Source organism: Motilimonas eburnea (assembly GCF_021295345.1).
Classification (GTDB): domain Bacteria; phylum Pseudomonadota; class Gammaproteobacteria; order Enterobacterales; family CBDFNC01; genus Motilimonas; species Motilimonas eburnea.
In genome coordinates, this window is record NZ_JAIMJB010000002.1 from 246181 (window position 1) to 270255 (window position 24075).

Here is a 24075-nt window from a genome sequence, read left to right on the forward strand (position 1 = left end):
AAGTTTTCGTAGTTAAAGCACCATGATCTAGGATATGTAATTTTGCATGAAGCAATGGATATTGTATGTATATACAGTTATTATCCGTATAACGCTAATTATACGGGTAAGTTCAATTTAGGCTATGGTGTCATTTATTCCTTTGTTCCCCCATGCTGATCAATTAGATGCTGGCATTGCACAAATCAATACTCAAATAACAACCTTAGACCATACCATCGCTGACGCCAGTTACAGTTATAGCTTGGCGATCGAGTATTTGGCTGAAAACCGCTTTAATGCTAATAACTTTAAATCTATCCGCGGTGAGCTCAATACCTTATTCAACTGGCTATGGTTTGTACAAGGTGTGAGCTTGGCAGAGGTAGACCGTATCTTATTGCGTAAGTTTGTTGATTTTTGTAATGATCCACCCACAGAGCTGATTGCCCCTACCTCCTACCCATATTTTGTGTTGGATAAACAAACCGGTGAGCAACAAGTCAATCCTAAGTGGTGCCCTTTTGTGCTTCGCGGTGAGCATGGCTATATTCGAAAAGAAGCGACCCTTAAGGCGCAGCTCTCCCTACTGAGTGGTTTTTTCTTGTTTTTGGCCGATGTGGAATACATGGAGAAAAACCCAGCGGCGGTGCTACTACGTCGGCTGAATGTGAACAATACCCGAGTGGCCGAAACGGAAGAAACCGACAAGGGGTTGAGTGAGTTACAATGGCAATGGGTTAAGGGCACGATAACACAATTGGCAAACCAAGAACCCGACAAGCATATGCGAACTAAGTTATTGTTTACAATGCTGTATCATCTTTATCCTCGGGTATCGGAAATAGCTGCAAGACCCGGTTTTACGCCATTAATGAGTCATTTTAAAAAACATCGCAGTGGTGTTTGGGTGTTTCATATCCCTAAGAGTAAAGGAGGTAAAAGCCGACAGGTGCCCTGCCCGCCAGCGGTTTTGGAGATGTTGAAACAGTACCGAACATGGCTGAATTTATCGCCCTTACCCCTGCCCAATGAAGCAATACCGCTTTTTGTGCGTCATCAGGCTGGTACTCATGGTCGGGAAAAAGGTATATTGCAAGCACAACTTGGTGTAGAGGCGATACGCGGCATAGTTAATGACGTTTTTCAGATAACGGCGCAGGCCATGACCGAAACTCACCCTTATGAAGCCCAAGAATTAAGTGGCTTTAGTGTACATTCCCTTAGGCACACGGGAATAAGCCATGCCATTGCACAAGATCAATCACTGCAAACCGTGATGAAAAATGCCGGTCATAGTGATTTAACCACCTTATCCATTTATACCTCGGGAACGTTACGCTAATGGCGAAATTGCGCCGAAAACAAAAGGAAGATTATGCTGTTAAAAATCACCGCTCCGATTTGGGTTAAACTTAACCAAGGCAAACTTAATAATAAAAGAGGAGCGATGCCGGCGTATTTTCAAACCGAATTAAAACGCATTTTTACATCGAGCTTGGTGAGTGGTGACGTTTACGCGGTGCGCAGGGGTAAAGGTTACGAATTAAAATTCTCGAGCAGTATTCCCGAGAATTATCGTCAGCGTTGTCGTAATGTTTGGCGCGGTTACGGTGCTATTGCGCAAGCACCGGGAGACCGACGAAAAGGTTAGCGCCTTTAATCAAGCAGCTTCATTCCCTCTTTACTTAACGCAATTTTACCTTGTTTAAACAAACCACCAATGGCGCGTTTAAAGGCATTTTTGCTCACCCCAAAATGCTGAGAAATCACTTGCGGATCACTTTTGTCGCTGAGGCTACTGCTGCCACCGTTTTGCTCAAGGTGATTCAATATTGCTTGGCTGAGTTGATCGACTATTTCGTGCTGCGGTGGTTGCAAGCTTAAATCGATGCGGCCATCATTACGCACTTGTTTGATAAACGCTTGATGGCGTTGACCCACGCGGATGGGCTTAAAAATTTCATTATTGTAAATCACGCCCCAAAAAGCATTATTAACGACCGCTTTGTAACCTAAATCTGTTCGCTGGGCGATAATGACATCCACTTGTTGGTGTTTTTTGAAACGCGGCTGTTTTTTGTCTAGGAAGCGATCTAGCTTAGTGGTGGCTGCAAGGCGCTGAGTTTGTTCATCACGATAAACATACACGACGTATTTTCTGCCCACTTCCATCGGCGTGCGTTGCTGGTTAAAAGGCACTAACAGGTCTTTGTCTAAGCCCCAATCTAAAAATGCACCTGGGCCACTGTTGGCGACGACTTTTAAATAAGCAAACTGACCCACTTGAGCCAAGGTTTTTTGCGTGGTGGCAATGATCATGTCTTCTGAATCTGTGTACAGGAACACATCAAGCCAATCGCCAACCTCGCAATCGTTAGGCATGAACTTATTGGGTAATAACACTTCACCCAGATCACCTGCATCAAGGTAGGCACCAAAAGGGACCAATTTGATCACCTGTAATGAGTTCGTTATTCCTGTCTTTGCCATGTTCTACACCTATCTACAATTTTCGGCGCATTATAGCTTGAACTCTTTTAAAATGCGCAGGTATTTATGCTGTTCTAATTGAAGAGGAAGTGATGGATAAAAACGACAATGGCCCGTTTGATGCGCAGCACTTAGCGGGCGTTTATAAAGCCATTTTTGGTCGGCGCGATGTGCGCGGACAATTCACGCCAAAGCCCATAACAGATGAGGTACTGAGCCGTGTGCTTTATGCCGCGCATCATGCACCGTCGGTGGGCTTTGTGCAGCCATGGGACTTTGTTGTGATCCAATCCGATGATGTAAAAACGCAAATACACCAAGAATTTGTTAAAGCCAATGAACAAGCCCAAAACTTATTCGAAGGAGAAAAGCGCACGCTTTACTCATCACTAAAACTGCAAGGTATTCTGGAAGCCCCCATTAATCTGTGCATCACTTGCGATCGCCAGCGTGGCGGCCCCGTGGTATTGGGTAAAACATCCATTCCCACCATGGATCTATATAGCTCGGTATGTGCGGTGCAAAATTTCTGGCTGGCTGCAAGAGCCGAAGGCTTAGGTGTTGGCTGGGTCAGTATCCTTGATGAGCAAGCCATGAAGCGCATCTTAGGGTTGCCAGAACATGTTGTCCCTATTGCGTATTTATGTGTCGGTTATGTCAGTGAATTTTATGACCAACCCGAGCTGGCAACTAAGGGTTGGGCGACACGAAAACCCCTAGCCGAATTAGTGAGTTTTGACCAATATGGCCAGCACCAAACGGTTGATGAAAGCAGCCTGATACGCCAGATAGAGCAAGATAAAGTCCATTATCGCTAGTTTAGTGTTTCCTGCTTGGGATCAGTGTTTACCTCAGACTATTTGAGGTAAAATCCGTGCTCATTTTACCAAGGTGTGTTTTCCCATGGCCCAGCTGTATTTTTATTACTCCACCATGAATGCAGGTAAATCAACGTCTTTATTGCAATCAGCCTATAACTATTATGAGCGTGGCTTAAACAGTCAAATTTTTACCGCAGCTATTGATGATCGGGTACAAGTTGGCCAAGTTGCCTCGCGGATTGGACTGAGTCAACCGGCCCATGTATTTGATGCTGAAACCAATCTATTTACTGAGGTTGAACGATTACATCAGCAGCAAAAAATCGATTGTCTATTGATAGATGAAAGTCAGTTTCTATCTAAAGCGCAAGTGAAGCAATTAACCCAAGTCGTTGATGAACTCGCCATCCCGACCCTTTGTTACGGATTACGCACCGATTTTGTCGGGGAATTATTTCAAGGCAGCCAATACTTGTTGGCGTGGGCTGACAAATTGGTCGAGTTAAAAACCATTTGTCACTGTGGCCGTAAAGCCAATATGGTGGTGCGCGTCAACGAACAAGGTGATGTCCTTAGGCAGGGAAACCAAATTGAAATTGGCGGTAATGACAAATACATTTCTGTTTGCCGTAAGCATTATTATCAAGACAGATATCAATAAACTAGCCTATAAGATCAAGAGGCTATACTGCGTTTCTTGATGGATAAGTTGGTAATAGCCAATAAATCGGGTACACTTTTTTTACATTCATAAACAAGAGAAACACGCCATGCCATTAGCCACAGCACGCCATATTTTGGTCGACACCGAACAGCAATGTAACGAACTAAAATCACAAATCGAAGCCGGTGCTGATTTTGGCCAACTTGCCAAGCAACACTCTAACTGTCCATCGGGTGCCCAAGGGGGTGAGCTCGGTGAATTTGCTCCCGGTATGATGGTGCCAGAATTTGATAAAGTGGTCTTTAGTGCCCCAGTCAATACGGTGCAAGGTCCTGTAAAAACAGACTTTGGTTATCATTTGTTAGAAGTCACCAGCCGCAGCTAAACAGCAAGAAGGGAGCCTAAGCTCCCTTCTCTTTTTTGAACGGGAGTTAGTGAATAACAAAGTGCTCTCTGTCTATCTCGCCGTAACATTGGCCGTTTTTAAAGGTTTTACGATTAAAGTAACAAGATAAACAGCACATGGTTTGGTCTTTTTGTGGTGTTGGCGTACAAATTTGTAAAACCTTGACCGAGGAATGGGGGATCACATAGGTTTGTAACCACCCTCCTTTGGTTTGTTTTTGGGTGTGTAGCATGATCAAGGCATCGGAAAGCTTATGTGTTGTACGCATTATTAATTTCTCCACAAAGATGAATATTAACAAGTGCCTTCCCAACATTAGGCAACCTGTTACCCTTGGCCAAATTAGGCCGTAACATTCAAAATAGACGAGTAACTCACCCCTGCCAACGTACTAATTAATCAATTTTGTCTATTTAATAAACAACCCTCTTAGCGTGTTGATTTCAAACGAATGACGCTGATTTAAATTTTTTGTGACAAGCCGACAGCGCAAGTGTAATTGAACAGTGCGTGTCTCTGACAAAGTGAGCCCCATATATCGACAATAAGCATGATGGCATAACAATTCGTGTATTCCCATTGGTTGGATCATATCAAAGCCATGGGAGCCTAAAGCTGGCCCCACAGTACAAGCTTAAGAATTTAAAACGGTTTCAAGTTGAGCCACTGCACCCGGCTTGGGAAGTTGCCGCTGCTTTTTTCCGGTTAGATAATGCTCTTTAAACACATCAAACCACGCATTCATAATGGCACTGTTTTTAGACTCGCCTAAGCTGTCGTAGACTAATGCCGCCACTTCTGCCGTGCCCAATTGATGGTCTTGCACACTTTTTCGGATCAGGTAACGCGACACTAACTCAGGGGTGAAAGCCAACACAGGAAAATCATCAAGCCAGGGGCTTTTCTTAAACATCTTACGCGCTTGACTCCAACTGGCATCGAGCAAAATAAACAAGGGGATCTTGTCATTAGATACAAGGGGCTTATGCACTACCCTTTCCGGTTGGCAGTATTCTTGCGGGAACACGACATAGGGTTGATACTTCTCATCGTGTAATAAGGCCAGCATGGCCGCATCGGGCTCGGTTCTAGACCATATATAGGCATGGCAATCAGCGGCAACATCCGCAATTAAACGCCCCGTATTGCTGGGTTTAAGGACTTCGTCGTCATAAAAAACCAATAAGAAGGCCGCTTGACTGTCGATCTTAGGTCGATATTCACATATACATAAGTGCAGATTGATCATGCACTTGGGGCACCTGACGACGTTTGCACCACGGGCTAAATAAGGCCGAGTAACTCGAGCCATGCGCTGCTTATAAAGCTGTTGTACTGCATGTTTTGTCATTGTTGTTGGCTCGGCCCTTGCCAAGCATCACTGCCGTATAACGGCACGGTTGATAATGAATGCTTGTGACTGCCGTTCATTTCCTTGGTTGAATAACTGAGGTAAAGCAAGGTTTGATGTTCGGCATCAAATAACCTGCGTACTTTTAAGCTTTTGAAAAGTATGCTTTTTGAAGCGGTAAAAACCACCTCGCCACTTTTAGATTTATCAATTTGGTTAATTTGCGCCAAGGTGATAGGCCCGGTTTGTCGACAAGCGATGCCCATATCCGATGGGTCGGCAAAATCTAAGTTTGCTTTTATATGACTCAGATGGCATGTCACGCCCGGAATTTTAGGGTCGCTTAATGCTTCGATGTGGACATCTTTGGTGGTAAACAAACCTAAACTCACCTTACCCACATCGTCACTGCAACCAGCTAATCCAGCCACTAACACGGCAGCGGTAACCCCCTGTTTGCACTTATGTTTCATCATATTCTCCTAATTTTCACTGAGGCGGTTGACCGTGGGTGTGGGCTTGGCGCGAAAACGTAAAACCTGTTGATGCCCTTGTTTTAACATCCCTCGTAAATGCGGTTTCAAATGCGGCCTAACTTGAGCAAGGGCAATGTTGTTTTGATAGCAGAACAAGGCTAGCGCATAACAAGCTTCAGCCTCCGATAACATGGCTTGACGGCCGAGTTTAGTATTATGACAACTGCCACAGCCGCCGCCACGAAAGGTAAAGGCACTGTTTACCACCATCACACCTGCGCCTAAACTAATGGCTAACAGCTCGGTGGCTTGTTCACGCATAGCATCACCTGCGCCTTGTGCAAGTAAAGGCGATGACATCAACCATTGGCATAACTGAATGGCAAACACGGATACCAAGGCATTGGGGTTATTCAAGTGGCCAGGATGGTAATCAATATAAACCGGCTGCGTTAACACGTTGTGGGATGAATTGACGACCATAGGTTCGGTTAACTGGGCGCTGTATGGCGTTTGGTAATTCACAGGCGGCCTGATGGCAAACCCTTGTTGGCTCAAACCAAAATACAGCTGCAACTGACTTAAGGTTGCTTGCGCTAACTCATTGGCCGAAGTGGCCTTAGAAGGAAAATCGGTCACCGTGGGCGTGATCAGCTTAGCTTTAAACTGATGGGATTGCGCATATTGCGAAAAAACGCCCATCATTTGTTCTATCCATGCTTGTTGAGTTGGCTCAATCAAATCTTGGGGTGAGAGCCATGATTTAATACGATCTTGTAAAGCCGAAAACACTGCCACTTCTTTTCCTTTTTGAAACTATTTGCTTAATGCCCTTTCTGACGTAACAATACCACCTTTTCGCCACTAGACGAATTAGAATCAACACAAGGAACCCCCATGAGCGCCAGCGCAACAACGAGTCAAATTCAGCAAATGCTAGACATGCAGCATAAAATGAACACTAAGGTACACCCACAATGGTTTGACCAAGGCTTTGCTTGGCACCGTGCTATTTGGGTTGAGTGCGCAGAAATGCTGGATCACTACGGCTGGAAGTGGTGGAAAAAGCAAACGCCGGATACCGAGCAAGTGATGTTAGAGCTGGTCGATATATTTCACTTTGGTTTGAGTATGCGCATTGATGGCATCACGACTTTTGAGGCGATTGCCCAGCAATTGGCCCTTGAGCTCAGTGAGCCACAAACGGCAGCGGATTTCCCTCAAACTCTAGAGCAGCTTGCCAGTGCAGCCGTGGCCGAACAACGTTTTGATGGTTACGCTTTTGCCGGCTGCATGGCGCAAATTGGCCTTTCTTTTGACCAACTCTACCGTATGTATGTGGGTAAAAATACGTTGAATTTGTTTCGCCAAAATCACGGTTATCAAACCGGTGAATACATAAAAATTTGGCATGGTCGTGAAGATAACGAGCATTTAATGGACATTTTAAATCGACTCGATAGTCAATCCACTCAGTTTGCCAAGGAAGTTTACCTTGGCTTAGAGCAGGCCTATCCGAGCCAAGCTTAACTCCGAAAGCATCAAGCTAAAAACAAACACAAGTATGGCCATCTAACCAATAATGACGCTCAAAGGCATCTTTTACCTTAGTTGACTTTGAGCTTATCGCGCCTTCAACTAACAAATGGCTTTGTAAACTCAATTTATCACGCATTAATTTCGCGGTTTTACCCCGCAGGTTGACTTCCATTTGGTGATGTTCAAGTTGCAGGTGAACTTTCGTGTAATCAAGATCGTTCACGGTTTTAAGGTGCTCAATCTTCACCACTTCACCGCAGCAATAAGCTTGATTCCAATACAGGTTATTTTTACCCGCGATACGAATTTGGGTTGCATCCAAATACTTGCCGAGGATGCCTTGCACAAAAATAGCATCGCCGGCTTGTAGGCCTAAGGCCACCTCTTGTGCTAATTGGTCAAGGGCGCGAACGGTGAAAAAGCTCTCTTGGATCTTTTGCTCACCTTGGGCTGATGTCCAGGTTTTCTTGACCACTATATCCAGTAGTAATATCGCGGTGCCATCAGCAAAATAGCGTACCGTGTTTTGTTTTGACACTAAGTGGCCAAGGAGCGTAACTTGGCAAGCTAACTTCTGATCTTTCATCTCATTACCTTAATTGCTATCAGCACTAGGATACTCATTAAAGATTGAGATTCAATCGCTGATTTTAGTGCAAATAGGGATGATGACACGATCGCGATGACAGCCCATCCACGTTGGCGAAAAAATCACAAAGAAATAAAATCATGGCGCTTAATAAGGCAAAAACTGTGTGCTTACCTAATATAACAAGAGACAAAGGTAGCAGAATGTCAATTTAGTCATTCCCAATTACGCCTAGATGACATATATAAATACCTAGATCATTAATAAACAGCTGATACGGGAAGATAAATGAGAAAAACAGAAATAGTAACCACAGACGACATACTGTTGGTGTTATGTAAATCCGTTACCAGCGTGCTGTCCAGTGCAACAGCTAGCGATATTAACTATTCAGCCATGGTACAAAAAATAAACAAAACCTGTCTTAAACCCGATATAGGCTGTTTTGTGCTATTTGATGGCGGCTTTTCAGGCTTAGTCCTGATCAACTTCTCTGCCGCAGCCGCACTGGAGATTTACCACAATTACATGGTGAATATGGGGATCCCCAAAGAGGAACTGGCCACCATGCATACCTCCGACGACGTTGGTAATGTCATGGGCGAGTTGATGAACCAAATTGTGGGTGACTTCACTGGTGCCATTGGTAAAGAACTACATACTTCCATAACCCAAAACCAACCTAAGATGCTAACCATTAATAAACAAGTGGTGGTGTCAATCGATACGAACTTAGATCGCCCACAAGCGCGCCGCGTCACCTTTACCACAGCCAAGCATAATATCTTCTATCTTGAACTGGCGATGGATAAAACCGAGTTTATTAAACTGCACGATGTGGATCCTCAGGACGATATTGATCCTGACCAAATCATTAACGACACACAAAATTCAGCCGCATCACAATCTAAACCAGCACCGGCGCCTACGGTGGACATAGATCAAGACTTACTCGACGAGCTTGGCATTTAAATTTTACCCTCGCAGATAAAGCTAACCTAAGGTTAGCTTTATCATTTCTTTTGCGAATCATTTTGGCCGTCTAAACATCCCATTTTCCCTCGCCAGCAACCTAGCATAACCCTATGAAACATAAGGGATAATTGAGCTTACTATTTTTAACGTAAATTTTTCTCGTTTCTATTAAAAATATACTTGCACATTTAGTCATATGTGGTATTTTTGCGCCGCTTTTTAACATCCGTCATGTTAATCTTAACGACGAAAAAGTGTGAGATAGGAAGATCGCTTAGCTTGATAAACGTCAAGTTGGTGATAAAATGAGCAGCCCTTGCTGTGCGGCCTTAATCTGCACAGACAAGATAATCGGTATGGGGTAACCAGCCCCCGTAATAGTAGGGATAGTGAACGGACTGGATGACTCCAGCTCTATCATTAACAGATTTAGGAGCCCGAAATGATTATGATCTCTCAACAGACCAACCTATATCCGGCCATCAGTCTATTTTGCCTGATGCCAGAGCCTTGATCGCCCCTTACTCAATTTAAATTTCTCCCTTCTGTATCGCTTTGTGATAAGCATTGCTTTATGCAGGGGTTTTCCTTTTTATTCGCTAATTGCCGATACCTACATTGGCAGGCAATTAGCACAAAAAATTTATTGTTGGGATAAACCAGTATGAATAACGTTGTTAACCTAGGGGTTGAGGAGCTAATCCAAGACCAAATGATCCCTGAATTCAAAGAAGTGTATGACTTAACACCAGATAATGTATTGTTAAGCCAGGAGCACTATGAATCAGAAGTACGCTCTTACCCAAGACGTTTCCCGATTGCTATTGGGCACGCAAAAGGGGTGCTGGTACAAGATACTAAAGGCCAAACTTTCCTAGATTGTTTAGCGGGAGCCGGTGCATTACCGCTGGGCTACAATCACCCTGAAATTAATCAGGAAATCATTGCCAAATTAAATTCGGGCGTGCCTTATCAAACCCTTGATATAACAACACCGACCAAGGATGCCTTCATCAAGGAAGTCATGGACTTTTTGCCATCTGAATTTGCCAAAGAAGCATGTATTCAGTTTTGTGGTCCATCAGGAGCCGATGCGGTAGAAGCGGCGATCAAGCTCGCTAAACTTTACACAGGTCGCAACACCATTGCCTCTTTCCACGGCGCTTACCACGGTATGACTAATGGTTCACTGGCATTAACAGGCAACCTAAACGCGAAAGAGCGTCGCACAGGTCTGATGTCTGACGTGCACTTCTTCCCGTTTCCATACTCATTGCGTTGTAAGTTTGGTTTAGGCGGTGAAGCCGGTGATAAAGCCTCTATTCGCTATATTGAATCGGTATTACATGACCAAGAAAGCGGTATTGTTAAGCCAGCGGCTATCATCCTTGAGCCAATTCAAGGTGAAGGCGGTGTTATTCCTGCCTCTGTTACTTGGCTAAAAGAGTTAAGACGCATTACCGAAGAGCTAGGTATTCTATTGATTTTCGATGAAATTCAATGTGGTGTTGGTCGTTCGGGCCGTAACTTTGCATTTGAATACGCAGGGGTTGAGCCAGATGTCGTGATCATGTCTAAAGCCATTGGTGGTGGTCTACCCCTGTCATGTTTAGTATTTAAGAAAAAATTTGACCGCTGGAATGCCGGTGAACATACCGGGACGTTCCGTGGAAACCAACTAGCCATGGCCACCGGCACAAAAGCCCTACAAATAATCAAGCGCGATAATCTGGTTGAAAACGCCCTGAACATGGGTCAGCGTTTAACCGAGAAACTTAACGAATTACAAGCTGAACAAGCGTGTATTGCAGAAGTACGCGGTAAAGGCCTAATGATAGGCATTGAAATCGTTAAACCGGGTGAAGTCAATGCTTTAGGTGAGCCACTAGCTAACCCAGAACTAGCTGCGCGTATTCAACGCGCCGCCCTAGAGCGTGGTTTGATCATTGAAAAAGGCGGTCGTCACGGCGCGGTATTACGTTTCTTACCTCCTTTGATCATTAACGAAGAACAAATTGACTATGCAGCATGGGCATTTGCTGAAGCAGTTAAAGTGTGCGCGGAGTAAGTTAAGTGAATAATTGGCAACAACATTTTATTCAAGTTGGCCAACACGGTAGCGACAGCTACCGTGACGCAATGCAGCAAAGTGTTGCACAACTTGTGCAGTTATTTGAAACAACCGAAAAGCCCTACTCTGCGATGGACGCCAATACACTGCAACAAGCCGTGTATAATTTGTCCTTAGACCAAGCACAGGTTGCTCCCTTATCACAAGTGATTGCGGAAACCGCCGAAATCGTTGCCCGCAATGCCATTGTTGTGCAACACCCTGACTGTATTGCTCATTTACATACGCCTCCCCTGATTGCGGGTATTGCTGCCGAGAACTTTATTGCTGCGCAAAACCAATCGATGGATTCATGGGATCAATCAGCGTCAGCGACTTACGTTGAACAATACGTCACGGATTGGTTATGCAACAAGTTTGGCTTTGACCAACACAGTGATGGGGTATTCACCAGTGGTGGCACCCAAAGTAACATCATGGCGCTGTTGATGGCACGCGATTGGGCTGCCGATGTGATGTCCGGTCATAACATTCAAAAAGATGGGTTACCGGAATACGCCAGTAAATTGCGTATCTTATGTTCAACCAAAAGCCATTTCACCGTTAAAAAAGCAGCATCTATCATGGGCTTAGGTGAGGAAGCAGTGGTGCGTGTGCCAACCAACCGCGATGGCACAATAATTATCAGTGCGTTATCTGACACCCTAGCGCAATTAAAAGAAGCTGAGCTGATCCCATTTGTTGTTGTTGGCACGGCTGGCACAACCGATCATGGCGCCATTGATAACCTGACAGCCATCCGTGAACTGGCTGACCAATACAAAATTTGGTTCCATGTTGACGCGGCTTATGGTGGTGCCTTGATGTTAAGTCAAGCTAAAACACGCCTAGCGGGGATTGAAACAGCGGATTCGATCACGGTGGATTTTCACAAACTGTGGTTTCAACCAGTCAGTTGTAGTGCAGTCATGCTTAAAGATAAGTCTAACTTTAAGTACTTATTGCACCATGCTGACTACTTAAACCGTGAAAGTGATGACTTGCCAAACTTGGTGGACAAAACCATCTCGACCACACGTCGATTTGATGCATTGAAAGTGCTTATGACGCTACGGGCGGTGGGCAGTGACACCTTAGGAGCCATGATCGATCACTTGTTGGCACAATCTCAGCAAGTGGCGGCTTTGGTCAACGCCCACCCTGAGTTTGAGTTATTAACCGAGCCGCCTTTATCAACCATACTGTTTCGCTACGTTGGCCAATGCAACTCAAATAACATTGACGAATTTAACCGTCAATTACGGGTGCAATTGCTAAAAGCAGGTATAGCGGTTTTAGGGGAAACAACCGTAGATGGTCAAGCTGCATTAAAGCTCACCATTTTAAACCCTTGTTTAACACTGAACAATTTTAACGAGCTATTCGATAAGATCGTCAAATTTGCGAAAGCGCTTAAATAATTTTTAGGAAATACTATGTCAGTTTTACAAATAGGAGCCGGCGGGGTCGGATGGGTAATTGCACATAAATGTGCTCAAAATAACGATGTTTTTGGTGATATTACCATCGCCTCGCGCAATATTGAGAAGTGTGAAAAGATCATTTCATCTATTGCGTTACGCGATAATCAAAAAGACAAAAATGCAAGTATCACGGCAGCACAAGTGGATGCCGACGATTTAGACGCATTAGTTAAACTGATTAAAGAAGTACAGCCAAAACTGGTCATTAATGCAGGGCCGCCGTGGGTGAATGTCACCATCATGGAAGCCTGTTATCAAACCAAATCGGCTTATTTAGATACCTCGGTTGCCACTGATTTATGCAGCCCAGGCCAACAAGTACCAGAAGCGTACGATCCACAATGGGCATTTCGTGAGAAATTCGCGCAGGCTGGTATCACAGGTATTCTCGGCGCAGGCTTTGATCCAGGCGTGGTCAGTGTGTTTGCTACCTACGCGCACAAACACCTGTTTGACGAGATTGACTCCATTGATGTAATGGATGTCAATGCTGGCGATCACGGTCGTAAATTCGCGACCAACTTCGACCCAGAAACCAACATGCTGGAAATTCAAGGTGATTCATTCTACTTTGAAAACAATGAATGGCATCAAGTACCTTGTCATAGCCGCGTATTAGAATTTGATTTCCCTGTTGTCGGTAAACAAAAAGTGTATTCGATGGCACACGATGAAGTCCGTTCACTGGCCGAGTTTATCCCAGCCAAACGTATTGAATTTTGGATGGGCTTCTCAGATCGCTATCTGAACTACTTCAATGTCATGCGCGACATTGGCTTACTCAGTCCAGATCCCATTAATGTTGACGGCGTTGAAATCCAGCCCCTTCGCGTACTTAAAGCCTTGTTGCCCGATCCTACTTCGTTAGCACCCGGTTATACAGGTAAAACCTGTATCGGTACTTGGCTACAAGGTAAAAAAGACGGCCAGCCTCGCAGCGTCTTTATTTACAACATTTGTGACCACGCTGAGGCTTATCAAGAAGTAGAACATCAGGCCATTTCTTACACCACAGGTGTACCGGCCATCACGGCGGCACTTTTATACTTCAAAGGTAAGTGGTCAGAGTCTGGCTTGTTCAATGTCGAACAACTCAACCCTGATGACTTCCTTGAGCTGATGCCTGAAATCGGCTTAAGCTGGGAAGTTCAAGAGCTGACGCCTAGCGCGTAACTAACAAAGCTCCCAACTGGGGGCTTTTTTTTCAACCAGATATTAGAGCTAAATCATGAACGAACTTGCAACCCCCTACTTCATGATCCATGAAGACAAATTAATTGAAAACCTTGAAAAGTGTCAGCGCTTAAAAGAATTAAGTGGCGTTAAATTGGTTCTTGCCCTGAAATGCTTTTCGACTTGGGGTGTGTTTAAAACCATCGAGCCTTACCTTGATGGCACAACCAGTAGTGGCCCTTATGAAGTGATGCTTGGCTACGAAACCTTTGGTAAAGAAACCCATGCTTACAGCGTAGGTTACAGTGAGCAAGATGTTATTGATGTTGCAGACAAAAGTGACAAAATCATATTTAACTCGCAATCGCAGCTGTCTCGTTACGCCCATTTAGTGCCTGATACTTGTAAAATTGGCCTGCGCATCAACCCGGAGCGTAGCGCCGCCGGTCAAGACTTGGCGGATCCCGCTCGTCCATTTTGTCGTTTGGGTGTAAAAAAGTCGGCATTAGAAAAAGACATCGCCAATAAACTGTCCGGTGTTATGTTTCACATGAATTGCGAAAATAAATCCGTTGCTTCATTCAGTGCCCTACTTGACCATATCAGTGAGAACTTTTCTGATTTACTTGAGCAATTAGAATGGGTCAGCTTAGGGGGCGGCGTCTTCTTCACCTACCCAGGCTATGATTTAGAAGGGCTCGCGGCCAAACTTAAAGCCTTTAGTGAACTACACGGGGTGCAACTTTATCTCGAGCCCGGTGAAGCCGTGATCACACGCACCACAGATCTGGTTGTTACCGTGGTTGATATCGTTGAAAACAAAAAACTGACGGCCATTGTTGATAGTGCCACCGAAGCTCACCGCCTAGATACCTTGATATACAATGAGCCAGCGACCGTGGCTGAAGCCAGTGAAGAAGGATCACATGCTTACGTGATTGGTTCTTGCTCATGTTTGGCAGGGGATCAGTTCTGCGAAGCCAAGTTTGAAGCGCCTTTAAGTATCGGCCAACGCTTAACCATTGCTGATAGCGGCGGTTATACCATGGTTAAACTTAATTGGTTCAACGGCATCAAGATGCCCGCTATTTATTGTCAGCGTACCGATGGGCAGATAGAGCTATTGAACAAGTTTGACTACCAAGACTTTAAACGCACACTGTCAACTCACTCCATCAGCTAACCGCGTATCTGAATAAGCTTCCCCCCGGTATGCTCTCGCGACTGGGGGAAATGGTTACCACTCACCTATTCAACTAACCGCATCTTGTATCCGCGTTCTCAGCAAGCACTTGCTACGAGGTAATTTATGCGGCTGTTTGGGCCATGTTGCTGCTAGCTTGTTCTTCTTTACCGTACTTAGCTAATAAACTGGCTGACGCGGCTAATAGCGCTGTTTCCAACGTTGGCGTGTAGGGTTGCACTGTCACCGGCTCATTATCACTCTCTTGCTCTTCGCCGCTCGATTGCTGCATATAACTTTGCGCTAAGCTTGCTTGGGATTGAGCCGCCATCACCATCACCGTTTGCTCTCTGGCCTGATCATTATTCGCAAGGTAATGAACAGATGACGCGGATAAGCCTTGTGAATTACCTGTTGCCAAGTTAACTGCATCGGAAGCAACCTTATATTTGTACTGTGTCTGTTTCAGTGCGATATAATCCCCTTTGATATCCGCATCAGACGGTTTTTCAGGTAAGGGTACGGGGCGTTCAACTAGGCCTCGCTCGACTTGTGCACTTAATTCTCTTGCAGCCGTTGACAAGGTCACCTTATCCGCATAGCTAATGGCTTGAGGTTTGGTTTGATTAGGAGCTGAGGATGCCTGGCCATTATTCGCACCTGGGATTGACGCGCTGCTCGGCATACGATGTGCGTGTGTGTAACTGGCAGTATTTGAAATTTGCATAATCACCTCCTAAATCATAGTGATTATGTTACTTGCATTTAGCTGAATATTAACTGAACACAGTTTAACTAATTGGCGTTTGTCCACCCCAATATCAGTGCAAGGTTTTCGCAACACGATGAAATTGTAATTGATTGCGCCATTTGCCATGAGCATCACCGGCTAAATAAAAGCCTGTTTCGATGACCACGGGCTCGACCAAGTGTAAAAAATGGTCAATGCGCATCTTGATCATTTGCTCATGGGCGCCGGCATTAAAATAAACCCAAGGCTGAGATTCGAGCGCTTTTGCCATGTAAACAGGCAAATGAAATAGCGGGCCTAAGGGCGGGATGGCCCCAAGCTCGCATTGGCTAAACAAGGGCATAAACTCTTGCTCACAAGCTAATAATACTCGACTCGCGCCAATTTCTTTCGCTAAAGCATGAATGTCGAGTTTATACGGCGCCGGCACCACCACCATAGCCAGATGTTCATCTTGATTAATGATCACGGCTTTCGCTAAGGCAAATCCAGTGACATGTGCATTTTCGGCGCGGTGCTGCGATGTATATGCAGGTGAAAACTCGGCAATATAATAAGAGACGTGATGCGCTTGCAATAAGCGATGAAGTTTAGTTTGGATCATACCCTATACTCCTACACAGCCATCAACCCGGTACCAAATGGATTGATGAGCTTGATCTAAGTATATACCCAATCAGCTGAAGGTTTAGCCTGTCAAGCTAAGCCCTCAGCCGAGGAGCTGTCACTTATTGCAGTGAATATTGACTATGCACCAACTGTTGGCTTATTCCCTGCCCCAAAGCCAAGCCGAGTTTCTTAGTAAACGCATCCAGTGGAGAGGGTTGTACCGTGTAATTAACGATATCTTCGGCCTTAATAATATCGCGCGCGACTTTACCTGCGCTGCCCAAACCATCGATAAGACCGAGTTCAAGGGCTTGCTCACCATTCCAAATCAGGCCGCTAAAGAGAGTGTCATCGGCATGACTCACCAAGCGCTCCCCCCGGCCTTGTTTTACAACATCAATAAATTGCTGATGTGTTTTGTCGAGCACTTGCTGCCAAAATGCTTTTTCATCTTGTTTTAGCGGTGAGAAAGGGTCAAGAAATGCTTTGTGCTCGCCGGCAGTAAAGTGGCGCCGCTCAACCCCCAGTTTCTCCATCGTTTCGGTAAAGCCAAAACTGGACGCGGTCACCCCAATGGACCCAACTAAACTGGCCTTGTCAGCATAGATATGATCAGCGGCAGCGGCAATATAATAGCCGCCCGAAGCACCCAGCTCAGATATCACTGCATAAACCAGTTTATTCGGATAAATACCTCGTAGGCGTTTGATTTCATCATAAACATAACCGGCCTGTACTGGGCTTCCCCCAGGACTATTGATATGGATAATCACCGCTTGACTCATCTCATTTTCAAAGGCACGACGCAAGCCTGTCACAATAGCATTAGCATTGGCGTCTTGATCTGCGGCTATCATGCCATGTACCTGCACTAAGCCGGTATGGGGCTCATCAGCCCCCTTTTTTCCTTTACCTGCTGAGAAGTCGATAAACAGATACAGGCCGATAAACAGGTAAGCGAAGGTCAGTAGCTTAAAGACAACCCCCCAGCGCCGAGAGCGCTTTTGCTCTGAAAAACTCTCCTTCATGTACTGCTTGATCCACTGCTCTTCGTTATCTTGACTCACGCATCGCTCCAAGTATGACTGACTGATTAGTTGCCTGTTTTAACACGTTGGCGTAGCCGATAACAAGTCCTCTGAATATACCCAATCTACTTGAAGATGCATGTTTCAGAGCGCCACCGTGCTTTCAATACTAGGCACGATAATGTAGGAATGTAAGCACCTTCTAAATTAGCGTAACAACGTAGTGGAAGTACGGTGGCGCTCCCAAAGGGCAAGTTTTACAGGCGTTTATGCCGCGTTATTGATTTTGATAAGGGAACAACCATTACCTGCAATCAATGCCTTGCCTAAACGCCTGTAAACGCTTGCTGAAATCAAGCATCTCCAGGTTGATTGGGTATAATGGACAAAAAAGCCGCTGTAACAGCGGCTTGAGCTTATTTATTACAAAAACCCGGCATACTTAACTCCTTTTAAGCTCGATCAAGGCTTGCCTTTCAGAATTTGAAAGAAAAGCCATGGCTAAACCATTTTGCTGCAGGGTCCATAACTGGGCTTCATTCAAGCCAATTTCGTTTGCAGCAACCGCATATTCGTGGGCTATATCGATATTGCTTACACCAGGATCATCTGTGTTTAAACTGACTAATACGCCTTTTTCAAGGAAGGTTTTGATCGGGTGAGTCCCATAATCGGCCACCGTTGACGTGTGTAAATTACTGGTAGGGCAAGACTCAACACCAATATTATGTTGCGCCATGTAAGCAAGTAACTTCTCATCAGTCACCGCTTTAACCCCATGGCCAATACGGGTGGCGCCTAATTCATTAATCGCTTGCCAAATACTTTCGCTGCCTGCGGCCTCGCCAGCATGTACCGTGATGGCTAAATCGCTGGCTCTCACCTTAGCAAAATGTTCATTAAACAGCGCACCCGGAAAACCCAGCTCGTCACCCGCTAAATCGATCGCGACTAAATGCTGCTTACAAGCTAATAAGGCGTTTAACTCATCAAGACAAGCTTGCTGACCAAAGGTGCGCGACATAATACCAATCAGGTTTATCTTAACCGTGTGATCTTTCAAACCCGCTTTGACACCGTCGACCACAGCTTCCACTACCCCTTGCAGCGGCAGTTTGTGACTCATCGCCATGTAGTAAGGACTAAAACGTAATTCAGCGTAGTCAAGTCCAGATAGGGCCGCATCGGCCACATTTTCATAAGCGATGCGCTTAACCGCATCAAGGTCAGCTAATACCCCCACCATCCAATCTAGTTTCGCAAGAAAAGCCACTAGGCTAGATTCTTTACCTTGAATTTGAACATGAGGGGCAAGGTCTGCCAACGAATTGGCCGGTAATGCAATGTTGTGTTGTTGCGCCAGCTCCCAAATGGTGTTGACTCGGACGTTTCCATCAAGGTGACGATGTAGATCCACGAGAGGAAAGTGTTTATTGATCATGTTTACTGTCCTTATTGGTATTAATTAGCGCTGATTGACCACGGTTACAGGCCCGGTACAAAAAGTCAGGCCGTAGCCTGACTTTGCATCTATTAGGGCCTGTTGATCTTTCGTGCTGGTTTTTGCAGCGATTTGTTGGGTATTTATACCAGGCAGCGGCTTTGTGGCATAGTCACCTACGCGAAAAGGCGCTAACGCAGTAGAAATGACCAACAAACGCTGTCCTACGGATTCGGCTAAAAGCGTTTTGTTCGTCGTTGAGCAGTATTTACTTAGAATGCTAAGCTTCACACTGCTCGCCTTGCCCAAAACGCTTTTATCTCGAACAAAAATCAACCATCAAAGATCAACAGGCCCTATCAATGATGGCTCATTGATTAATCGTTAAGGCTTAAAAGTTATAGCGTAAAGAGTAGATCAATGCATTTTGGTTACCGCTGGTGCCTAGCTTGTTATAAGCATAGCGGTATTGTAGGCCTGCCGTAATAGCATCGGTTGCATTCCACCAAAAACCCACCGCACCGTTCATTGACGTATCATCGCTTTCACCGGATACCGCTAGGTAGTCATCATCGCGACCAAATTCCATCTCGTGCCAGTTTGATACCCAGAAGTTTTGGTCAAATGCGGTGAAGTTATAGACTGCAGTCCAACCCGCCATACCACCGTTGAAATCAGAAAAACCGTTGTTCCAGGCTGGGTTAGTGATGGTGTAATGGGCACCGATCCAAGGTGCAACAAACCAACCTTGACCTTCAAAACGGTACTGGCCACCTAGCACCGTGTTGCTAGCTGAGAAGAATTGACCGTCGGTTGCGTAATGTTGCGCGTAGGCACGAAAACCTGATTCACCCAGTTTGTAAGCGACTGAACCTTTGTAAGATGTACGCAGTTCGTCAGATCCTTCTTGTACGTTTTCAACATCGAAGAAGCCGTATATTTCGCCCCAAGTAAAACCCGCTCCGCCTTCTAGCTCTAAATAGACGAAGTCTTCTTGGTGTCCTGCGCGTTGCTCGGTCCCTTTTGACCAATCAAGGTAGTTGGCACTGATGTTACCGAAACCGTATAAGTATTCAGCACTCGCTGGTGCACTTAGACCCATGGTTACTGCGGCTGCGATGGCAATTTTTTTCATTGTTATTCCCTGTCTTTGCTTACGGTATTGAATATGCAATGTACATTTACAATGTCGTGATTGATGTAGGTGTACTTGCGTTGACAGGGGCTGAGTTTATAGTGCGTCAATCAAATAAAGCGGCTTTAAATCACATTTTTTACTGTTTTTATATCGTGTTTTTTAGGTGTTAACCTCTGGTGTTTATTTGTTAATTAAACATAAAACCTATACTTTTTATAAATTCTAGGACTTTGAACTATATACCTCAAGCTAATTGACTAAAACATAATCAAAAAACATGACTTGGACATGAGATAGGTTGGGAAGGCTTAAACTATTTATCAACTCGACGATTCCGATGTTTTACCTCGATATCATCGAGCTAGCTCCATTTGTAGAAATATAACCATTCAATGAGTGTGCTCAAGGCGCTTTATGGCTGCCGTTAATAAGTCCGTTAGACTCATTTTTTGTTGGCTTAAGCCTAAACGCATGGCCGGAGTTTGTTGGTTTTTTTGCGGCTGACAAAAATTGTATAGGCAACGCTGGATTTCAATTAACGGATCCAACGGCTTGGCACTTTTTAAATTTAAACATTGCTGCTGTTGGAGCCATTGATGCACAGATTTAGGGCCGTCAGCATCAAATAATGAAAAAGGAACCTTGTATTTATTTCGGTAAGTAATTGGACAATAGGCCCCATAATGGGTGCCATACCAACGGTCACTCCACCACCCTATGTTATTGCCATTAACGGGGAGCTCCTGCCCGCCTGTAAAATGGCGATAAACAAAATAAACCTCCGCTTGTTCGGCAAATATTTCTTCACTACACGCCATCAAGGCGGCACCGCGAATAGCACTTTCATGCTCAATGTAGTGATGGAAATGGGGTGAACTCGCCGTCATTAAGCCAAGCAATTGAAAATGCGCATAGGCCAAAATACTCGGCTTGATATATTGGGCTCCACGAATATTAGCCAATTGGCCATAATGTAAAGACTCAAAGTGCTGGCGGCGCATCGTGCTTTGGTAACGTTCGGTCAAGGCGGCAAGAATCGACGGTAATTTGGGCGTAGGTAATACACTCGATTGACCACCAAGATAGGCTTCAGCTAACGTTTCCTGAAGCAGAAGATTATGGCTGTATAACAGGCAATAGCCGGATTGCGCTTCTGTTGTCGCAATGCACCACAAGGCTTTGTTTCCAGCATACTGGCTCACTGCACTTTCGGTGTGTAACGCTAAAAAGTCCCGCTGCAGGGCAGCTTGCTCTTTTTGCCTACTAAACTCACGTAGTAAATTCGATAAACGAGTGAGTAATTGATAATAAATTTTGGGGGCACAATCTAATGCGGTGATCACCTGAGTTGTCGGCGTTTGCTTGGCGATATGCTCTAGTAGCAATAACAATTTGTCGGCGTGCTTAATGGCTTTGACCGTGTAGACTTGACTACATTGTTGACATTTCAACCTTTGCTGGCCCGCTTTAGTGTGGCCATAACGATTGGATTTGACGAGCCCTTTTCCATGATCAAAGTATAAAGTTTGGCATTGCGGACACCCGGTTAAACTGCGACTGAAGTGGCGTGCAATCTTCTCATGTATTACTTTGGCGACACTTTCATCGTCCACCAAAGGGGGGTAACTGCCACATGCTTTACAATGAATGGCCGGGTAACCTAAATGGTTGCTTTCCATCTCATATTCATCACTTTCCACAACTCCTAAATTATGGCAAGGATAACTTTTACAGCAGTTAAATTGACTTCTCATCGCGGCCTATCCTTAAAAACACAGCCCGGTTCATTACACCATTGGCTTTTTTAAGTTTTAGCTTTCCTTTACCACCAAAACAACATTTATGGTTAATATTTAGAAATAAATAAATATTTAGGAATAATTATGTGACCAAGATCGCTATACGACACACCCTTGCGCTCTATTCTGAATATAACAAAACAACACAGCCAAGCAGGGATAGATATGAACGAAGTCATTTTAGCAATGTTAGCCGGCTTTATTGTCGGTGTGATATTTAGCGCGCTTAAGCTGCCTATTCCTGCTCCACCGGTGCTGAGTGGGATCATGGGTATTGTCGGTGTTTACTTGGGCGGTAAAGCCTACGCGATGATCATTGAACGCTTTTTTTCGTAACACGAATTTAGATATAACAAAGGATTTTTAACATGGCTACTCCACATATTAATGCTAACCCAGGTGATTTTGCTGAAACGGTTTTAATGCCGGGCGACCCGCTGCGCGCTAAGTTTATTGCTGAAACCTACCTAGAAAACGTAAAGCAAGTGACCGATGTGCGTAACATGCTTGGCTTTACTGGCGAATACAAGGGCAAACGCATTTCGGTAATGGGCCACGGTATGGGGATTCCATCTTGTTCTATCTATACCCATGAATTGATCAGCGAATACGGTGTTAAAAACATCATTCGCATTGGTAGCTGTGGCGCTATCAGTGAAGACGTGAAATTGATGGATGTGATTGTTGCCATGGGCGCAAGCACCGACTCAAAAATTAACCGCATGCGTTTTAAAGATCATGACTTTGCTGCCATTGCCGATTACAACATCTTAGAGAAAGCCGTTAACAATGCTCGCGCTCAAGAAATTAATGTGCGTGTGGGTAACGTTTTTTCAGCCGACCTATTCTACACACCACAACCTGAAATGTTTGATGTGATGGAGAAATACGGCATTTTAGGTGTGGAAATGGAAGCGGCTGCGCTATACGGTGTAGCGGCTGAGTTAGGCGCCAATGCCCTTTGTATTTTAACCGTATCGGATCATATCCGCCGCGGCGAGAAACTGTCTGCCGAACTAAGACAAACCTCATTTAATGACATGATGCAAGTTGCCCTCGCGACTGCGATTGAGCTGTAAGGAGCAAACATGGCTAATCAATTAGCGCAACTAAGCAAACTGACTTCTGTGGTTGCTGACACCGGCGACCTTAATGCCATCAAGCAATTTAAGCCGGAAGATGCCACGACTAACCCGTCGCTAATCTTAAGTGCTTCAAAATTACCTGAGTATGAAGCCGTGTTTGACTCAGCCATCGCTTATGCCAAAGAGAGCAGTTCAGAGCTTGAACAACAAATCGATGCCGCAAGTGATTACCTAGCAGTTGCTATTGGCGCTGAAATTGTCAATCAAGTACCGGGCTTAATTTCAACGGAAGTGGACGCAAGATTATCTTACGACACCGATGCCAGTATCGCTAAAGCGAAACAATTGATTAGCCTTTACCAAGCCAAAGGCATAGATAAAAGCCGTGTTTTGATCAAACTGGCTTCGACTTGGCAAGGCATTAAAGCCGCGGAACAACTAGAGCGTGAAGGCATACGTTGTAACCTGACATTATTGTTCTCATTTGCCCAAGCACAAGCCTGTGCACAGGCTAACGTCTATCTGGTATCGCCTTTCGTGGGCCGTATCTACGATTGGTATAAAAAGCAAAATAACATTGAATACACAGCCGAAAATGATCCCGGTGTGGCGTCGGTGACTAAGATTTACAACTTCTATAAACAACACGGTTACAACACGGTCGTGATGGGTGCAAGTTTCAGAAACATTGGCCAAATCATTGCCCTAGCCGGCTGTGATAAATTAACCATAGGCCCAGGTTTGCTTGCACAACTTGAGCAAAGTGAAGATGCTGTAACGCCTAAATTAACGCCAGCTGCTGAGCAAACAGCTAAGCCGACTGCATTAACAGAAGCTGAGTTCTATTGGCAACATAATCAAGATCCGATGGCCGTTGAGAAACTCGCCGAAGGCATCCGCTTATTCGCTGCGGACCAAGAAAAATTGGCGGCAATGATTAAAGCACGTCTTGAAGATTAATAACAAAAGCCAGCCGCATAA

At 45.0% G+C, this 24075-nt stretch carries 27 protein-coding genes; 14 read left to right on the top strand and 13 right to left on the bottom strand.

Features of this window, described 5'->3' with window-relative positions:
• The first annotated feature begins 124 nt into the window (after nucleotides 1-124).
• Together K6Y21_RS03120 and K6Y21_RS03125 are read left to right on the top strand one after the other, a co-directional pair.
• The gene (locus tag K6Y21_RS03120) at nucleotides 125-1324 is read left to right on the top strand and encodes a tyrosine-type recombinase/integrase (protein ID WP_233070226.1); all 1200 of its coding nucleotides are present in this window, start codon (nucleotides 125-127) and stop codon (nucleotides 1322-1324) included.
• Between the two features lie 33 nt (nucleotides 1325-1357).
• Complete coding sequence (locus tag K6Y21_RS03125) at nucleotides 1358-1633, top strand: DUF3634 family protein (protein ID WP_233070228.1); 276 nt, start codon at nucleotides 1358-1360, stop codon at nucleotides 1631-1633.
• Nucleotides 1634-1638: 5 nt separating this feature from the next.
• Here the strand turns inward: K6Y21_RS03125 and K6Y21_RS03130 are convergent, their stop codons facing one another.
• Nucleotides 1639-2472, bottom strand: coding sequence for a CvfB family protein (locus tag K6Y21_RS03130; RefSeq protein ID WP_233070229.1), 834 nt, complete (start codon nucleotides 2470-2472; stop codon nucleotides 1639-1641).
• Between the two features lie 92 nt (nucleotides 2473-2564).
• On the opposite strand from K6Y21_RS03130, the gene bluB reads away from it, so the two are divergent.
• From bluB to K6Y21_RS03145, 3 genes are all read left to right on the top strand, one after another.
• Nucleotides 2565-3290: a 5,6-dimethylbenzimidazole synthase gene (gene bluB, locus K6Y21_RS03135; protein WP_233070231.1), complete on the top strand. Its 726-nt coding sequence runs from the start codon at nucleotides 2565-2567 to the stop codon at nucleotides 3288-3290.
• An 85-nt stretch (nucleotides 3291-3375) separates the two neighbouring features.
• Entirely contained in the window at nucleotides 3376-3954 is a 579-nt protein-coding gene (locus K6Y21_RS03140; protein ID WP_233070232.1) for a thymidine kinase, read from the top strand.
• 109 nt (nucleotides 3955-4063) lie between these two features.
• On the top strand, nucleotides 4064-4342 hold the full coding sequence (locus K6Y21_RS03145; protein ID WP_233070234.1) for a peptidylprolyl isomerase: 279 nt from the start codon (nucleotides 4064-4066) through the stop codon (nucleotides 4340-4342).
• A gap of 46 nt (nucleotides 4343-4388) precedes the next feature.
• Here the strand turns inward: K6Y21_RS03145 and K6Y21_RS03150 are convergent, their stop codons facing one another.
• From K6Y21_RS03150 to K6Y21_RS03165, 4 genes are all read right to left on the bottom strand, one after another.
• Complete coding sequence (locus K6Y21_RS03150; RefSeq protein WP_233070235.1) at nucleotides 4389-4631, bottom strand: hypothetical protein; 243 nt, start codon at nucleotides 4629-4631, stop codon at nucleotides 4389-4391.
• A gap of 366 nt (nucleotides 4632-4997) precedes the next feature.
• Entirely contained in the window at nucleotides 4998-5714 is a 717-nt protein-coding gene (locus K6Y21_RS03155; protein WP_233070236.1) for a tRNA-uridine aminocarboxypropyltransferase, read from the bottom strand.
• Entirely contained in the window at nucleotides 5711-6187 is a 477-nt protein-coding gene (locus K6Y21_RS03160; RefSeq protein ID WP_233070383.1) for a CreA family protein, read from the bottom strand. Before K6Y21_RS03160 ends, K6Y21_RS03155 begins: the two co-directional genes overlap by 4 nt.
• Before the next feature lie 9 nt (nucleotides 6188-6196).
• Nucleotides 6197-6988: a hypothetical protein gene (locus tag K6Y21_RS03165; protein ID WP_233070237.1), complete on the bottom strand. Its 792-nt coding sequence runs from the start codon at nucleotides 6986-6988 to the stop codon at nucleotides 6197-6199.
• A 99-nt stretch (nucleotides 6989-7087) separates the two neighbouring features.
• On the opposite strand from K6Y21_RS03165, the gene K6Y21_RS03170 reads away from it, so the two are divergent.
• Nucleotides 7088-7720, top strand: coding sequence for a dUTP diphosphatase (locus K6Y21_RS03170; protein ID WP_233070238.1), 633 nt, complete (start codon nucleotides 7088-7090; stop codon nucleotides 7718-7720).
• Nucleotides 7721-7736: 16 nt separating this feature from the next.
• Here K6Y21_RS03170 and K6Y21_RS03175 read toward each other — a convergent pair whose 3' ends face one another.
• The gene (locus K6Y21_RS03175) at nucleotides 7737-8315 is read right to left on the bottom strand and encodes a single-stranded DNA-binding protein (RefSeq protein WP_233070239.1); all 579 of its coding nucleotides are present in this window, start codon (nucleotides 8313-8315) and stop codon (nucleotides 7737-7739) included.
• Nucleotides 8316-8606: 291 nt separating this feature from the next.
• Here K6Y21_RS03175 and K6Y21_RS03180 point away from each other — a divergent pair, with 291 nt between their 5' ends.
• The 5 genes from K6Y21_RS03180 (at nucleotide 8607) to nspC (ending at nucleotide 15243) form a co-directional block, all read left to right on the top strand.
• Entirely contained in the window at nucleotides 8607-9290 is a 684-nt protein-coding gene (locus K6Y21_RS03180; protein ID WP_233070240.1) for a DUF3334 family protein, read from the top strand.
• Between the two features lie 667 nt (nucleotides 9291-9957).
• Nucleotides 9958-11361, top strand: coding sequence for a diaminobutyrate--2-oxoglutarate transaminase family protein (locus K6Y21_RS03185; RefSeq protein ID WP_233070241.1), 1404 nt, complete (start codon nucleotides 9958-9960; stop codon nucleotides 11359-11361).
• A 5-nt stretch (nucleotides 11362-11366) separates the two neighbouring features.
• A complete protein-coding gene (locus tag K6Y21_RS03190) occupies nucleotides 11367-12824 on the top strand; it encodes a pyridoxal phosphate-dependent decarboxylase family protein (protein ID WP_233070244.1) in 1458 nt (485 codons plus the stop codon).
• Between the two features lie 15 nt (nucleotides 12825-12839).
• Entirely contained in the window at nucleotides 12840-14060 is a 1221-nt protein-coding gene (locus K6Y21_RS03195) for a carboxynorspermidine synthase (protein WP_233070245.1), read from the top strand.
• Between the two features lie 55 nt (nucleotides 14061-14115).
• Nucleotides 14116-15243 (top strand): carboxynorspermidine decarboxylase, encoded by a 1128-nt coding sequence (gene nspC / locus K6Y21_RS03200; protein WP_233070246.1) that lies wholly within the window; start codon nucleotides 14116-14118, stop codon nucleotides 15241-15243.
• 124 nt (nucleotides 15244-15367) lie between these two features.
• On the opposite strand, the gene K6Y21_RS03205 is transcribed toward nspC, so the two are convergent.
• The 7 genes from K6Y21_RS03205 to K6Y21_RS03235 form a co-directional block, all read right to left on the bottom strand.
• Nucleotides 15368-15970, bottom strand: coding sequence for a hypothetical protein (locus tag K6Y21_RS03205; protein WP_233070247.1), 603 nt, complete (start codon nucleotides 15968-15970; stop codon nucleotides 15368-15370).
• 94 nt (nucleotides 15971-16064) lie between these two features.
• Entirely contained in the window at nucleotides 16065-16598 is a 534-nt protein-coding gene (locus K6Y21_RS03210) for an aminoacyl-tRNA deacylase (protein WP_233070250.1), read from the bottom strand.
• 124 nt (nucleotides 16599-16722) lie between these two features.
• Nucleotides 16723-17670: a signal peptide peptidase SppA gene (sppA, locus tag K6Y21_RS03215; RefSeq protein WP_233070252.1), complete on the bottom strand. Its 948-nt coding sequence runs from the start codon at nucleotides 17668-17670 to the stop codon at nucleotides 16723-16725.
• A 403-nt stretch (nucleotides 17671-18073) separates the two neighbouring features.
• Nucleotides 18074-19072, bottom strand: a complete 999-nt coding sequence (add, locus tag K6Y21_RS03220) for an adenosine deaminase (protein WP_233070254.1) — start codon at nucleotides 19070-19072, stop codon at nucleotides 18074-18076.
• 24 nt (nucleotides 19073-19096) lie between these two features.
• Entirely contained in the window at nucleotides 19097-19363 is a 267-nt protein-coding gene (locus tag K6Y21_RS03225) for a hypothetical protein (RefSeq protein WP_349629455.1), read from the bottom strand.
• A gap of 100 nt (nucleotides 19364-19463) precedes the next feature.
• A complete protein-coding gene (locus K6Y21_RS03230) occupies nucleotides 19464-20207 on the bottom strand; it encodes an outer membrane protein OmpK (RefSeq protein WP_233070257.1) in 744 nt (247 codons plus the stop codon).
• Between the two features lie 392 nt (nucleotides 20208-20599).
• Nucleotides 20600-21889, bottom strand: coding sequence for a hypothetical protein (locus K6Y21_RS03235; protein ID WP_233070258.1), 1290 nt, complete (start codon nucleotides 21887-21889; stop codon nucleotides 20600-20602).
• 285 nt (nucleotides 21890-22174) lie between these two features.
• Here K6Y21_RS03235 and K6Y21_RS03240 point away from each other — a divergent pair, with 285 nt between their 5' ends.
• The 3 genes from K6Y21_RS03240 to tal are packed head-to-tail and all read left to right on the top strand — an operon-like array spanning nucleotide 22175 to nucleotide 24054.
• Entirely contained in the window at nucleotides 22175-22345 is a 171-nt protein-coding gene (locus tag K6Y21_RS03240; protein WP_233070260.1) for a XapX domain-containing protein, read from the top strand.
• 32 nt (nucleotides 22346-22377) lie between these two features.
• Nucleotides 22378-23088 (top strand): purine-nucleoside phosphorylase, encoded by a 711-nt coding sequence (deoD, locus tag K6Y21_RS03245; RefSeq protein ID WP_233070261.1) that lies wholly within the window; start codon nucleotides 22378-22380, stop codon nucleotides 23086-23088.
• Between the two features lie 9 nt (nucleotides 23089-23097).
• Nucleotides 23098-24054, top strand: a complete 957-nt coding sequence (tal, locus tag K6Y21_RS03250; protein WP_233070263.1) for a transaldolase — start codon at nucleotides 23098-23100, stop codon at nucleotides 24052-24054.
• Nucleotides 24055-24075 lie beyond the last annotated feature (21 nt).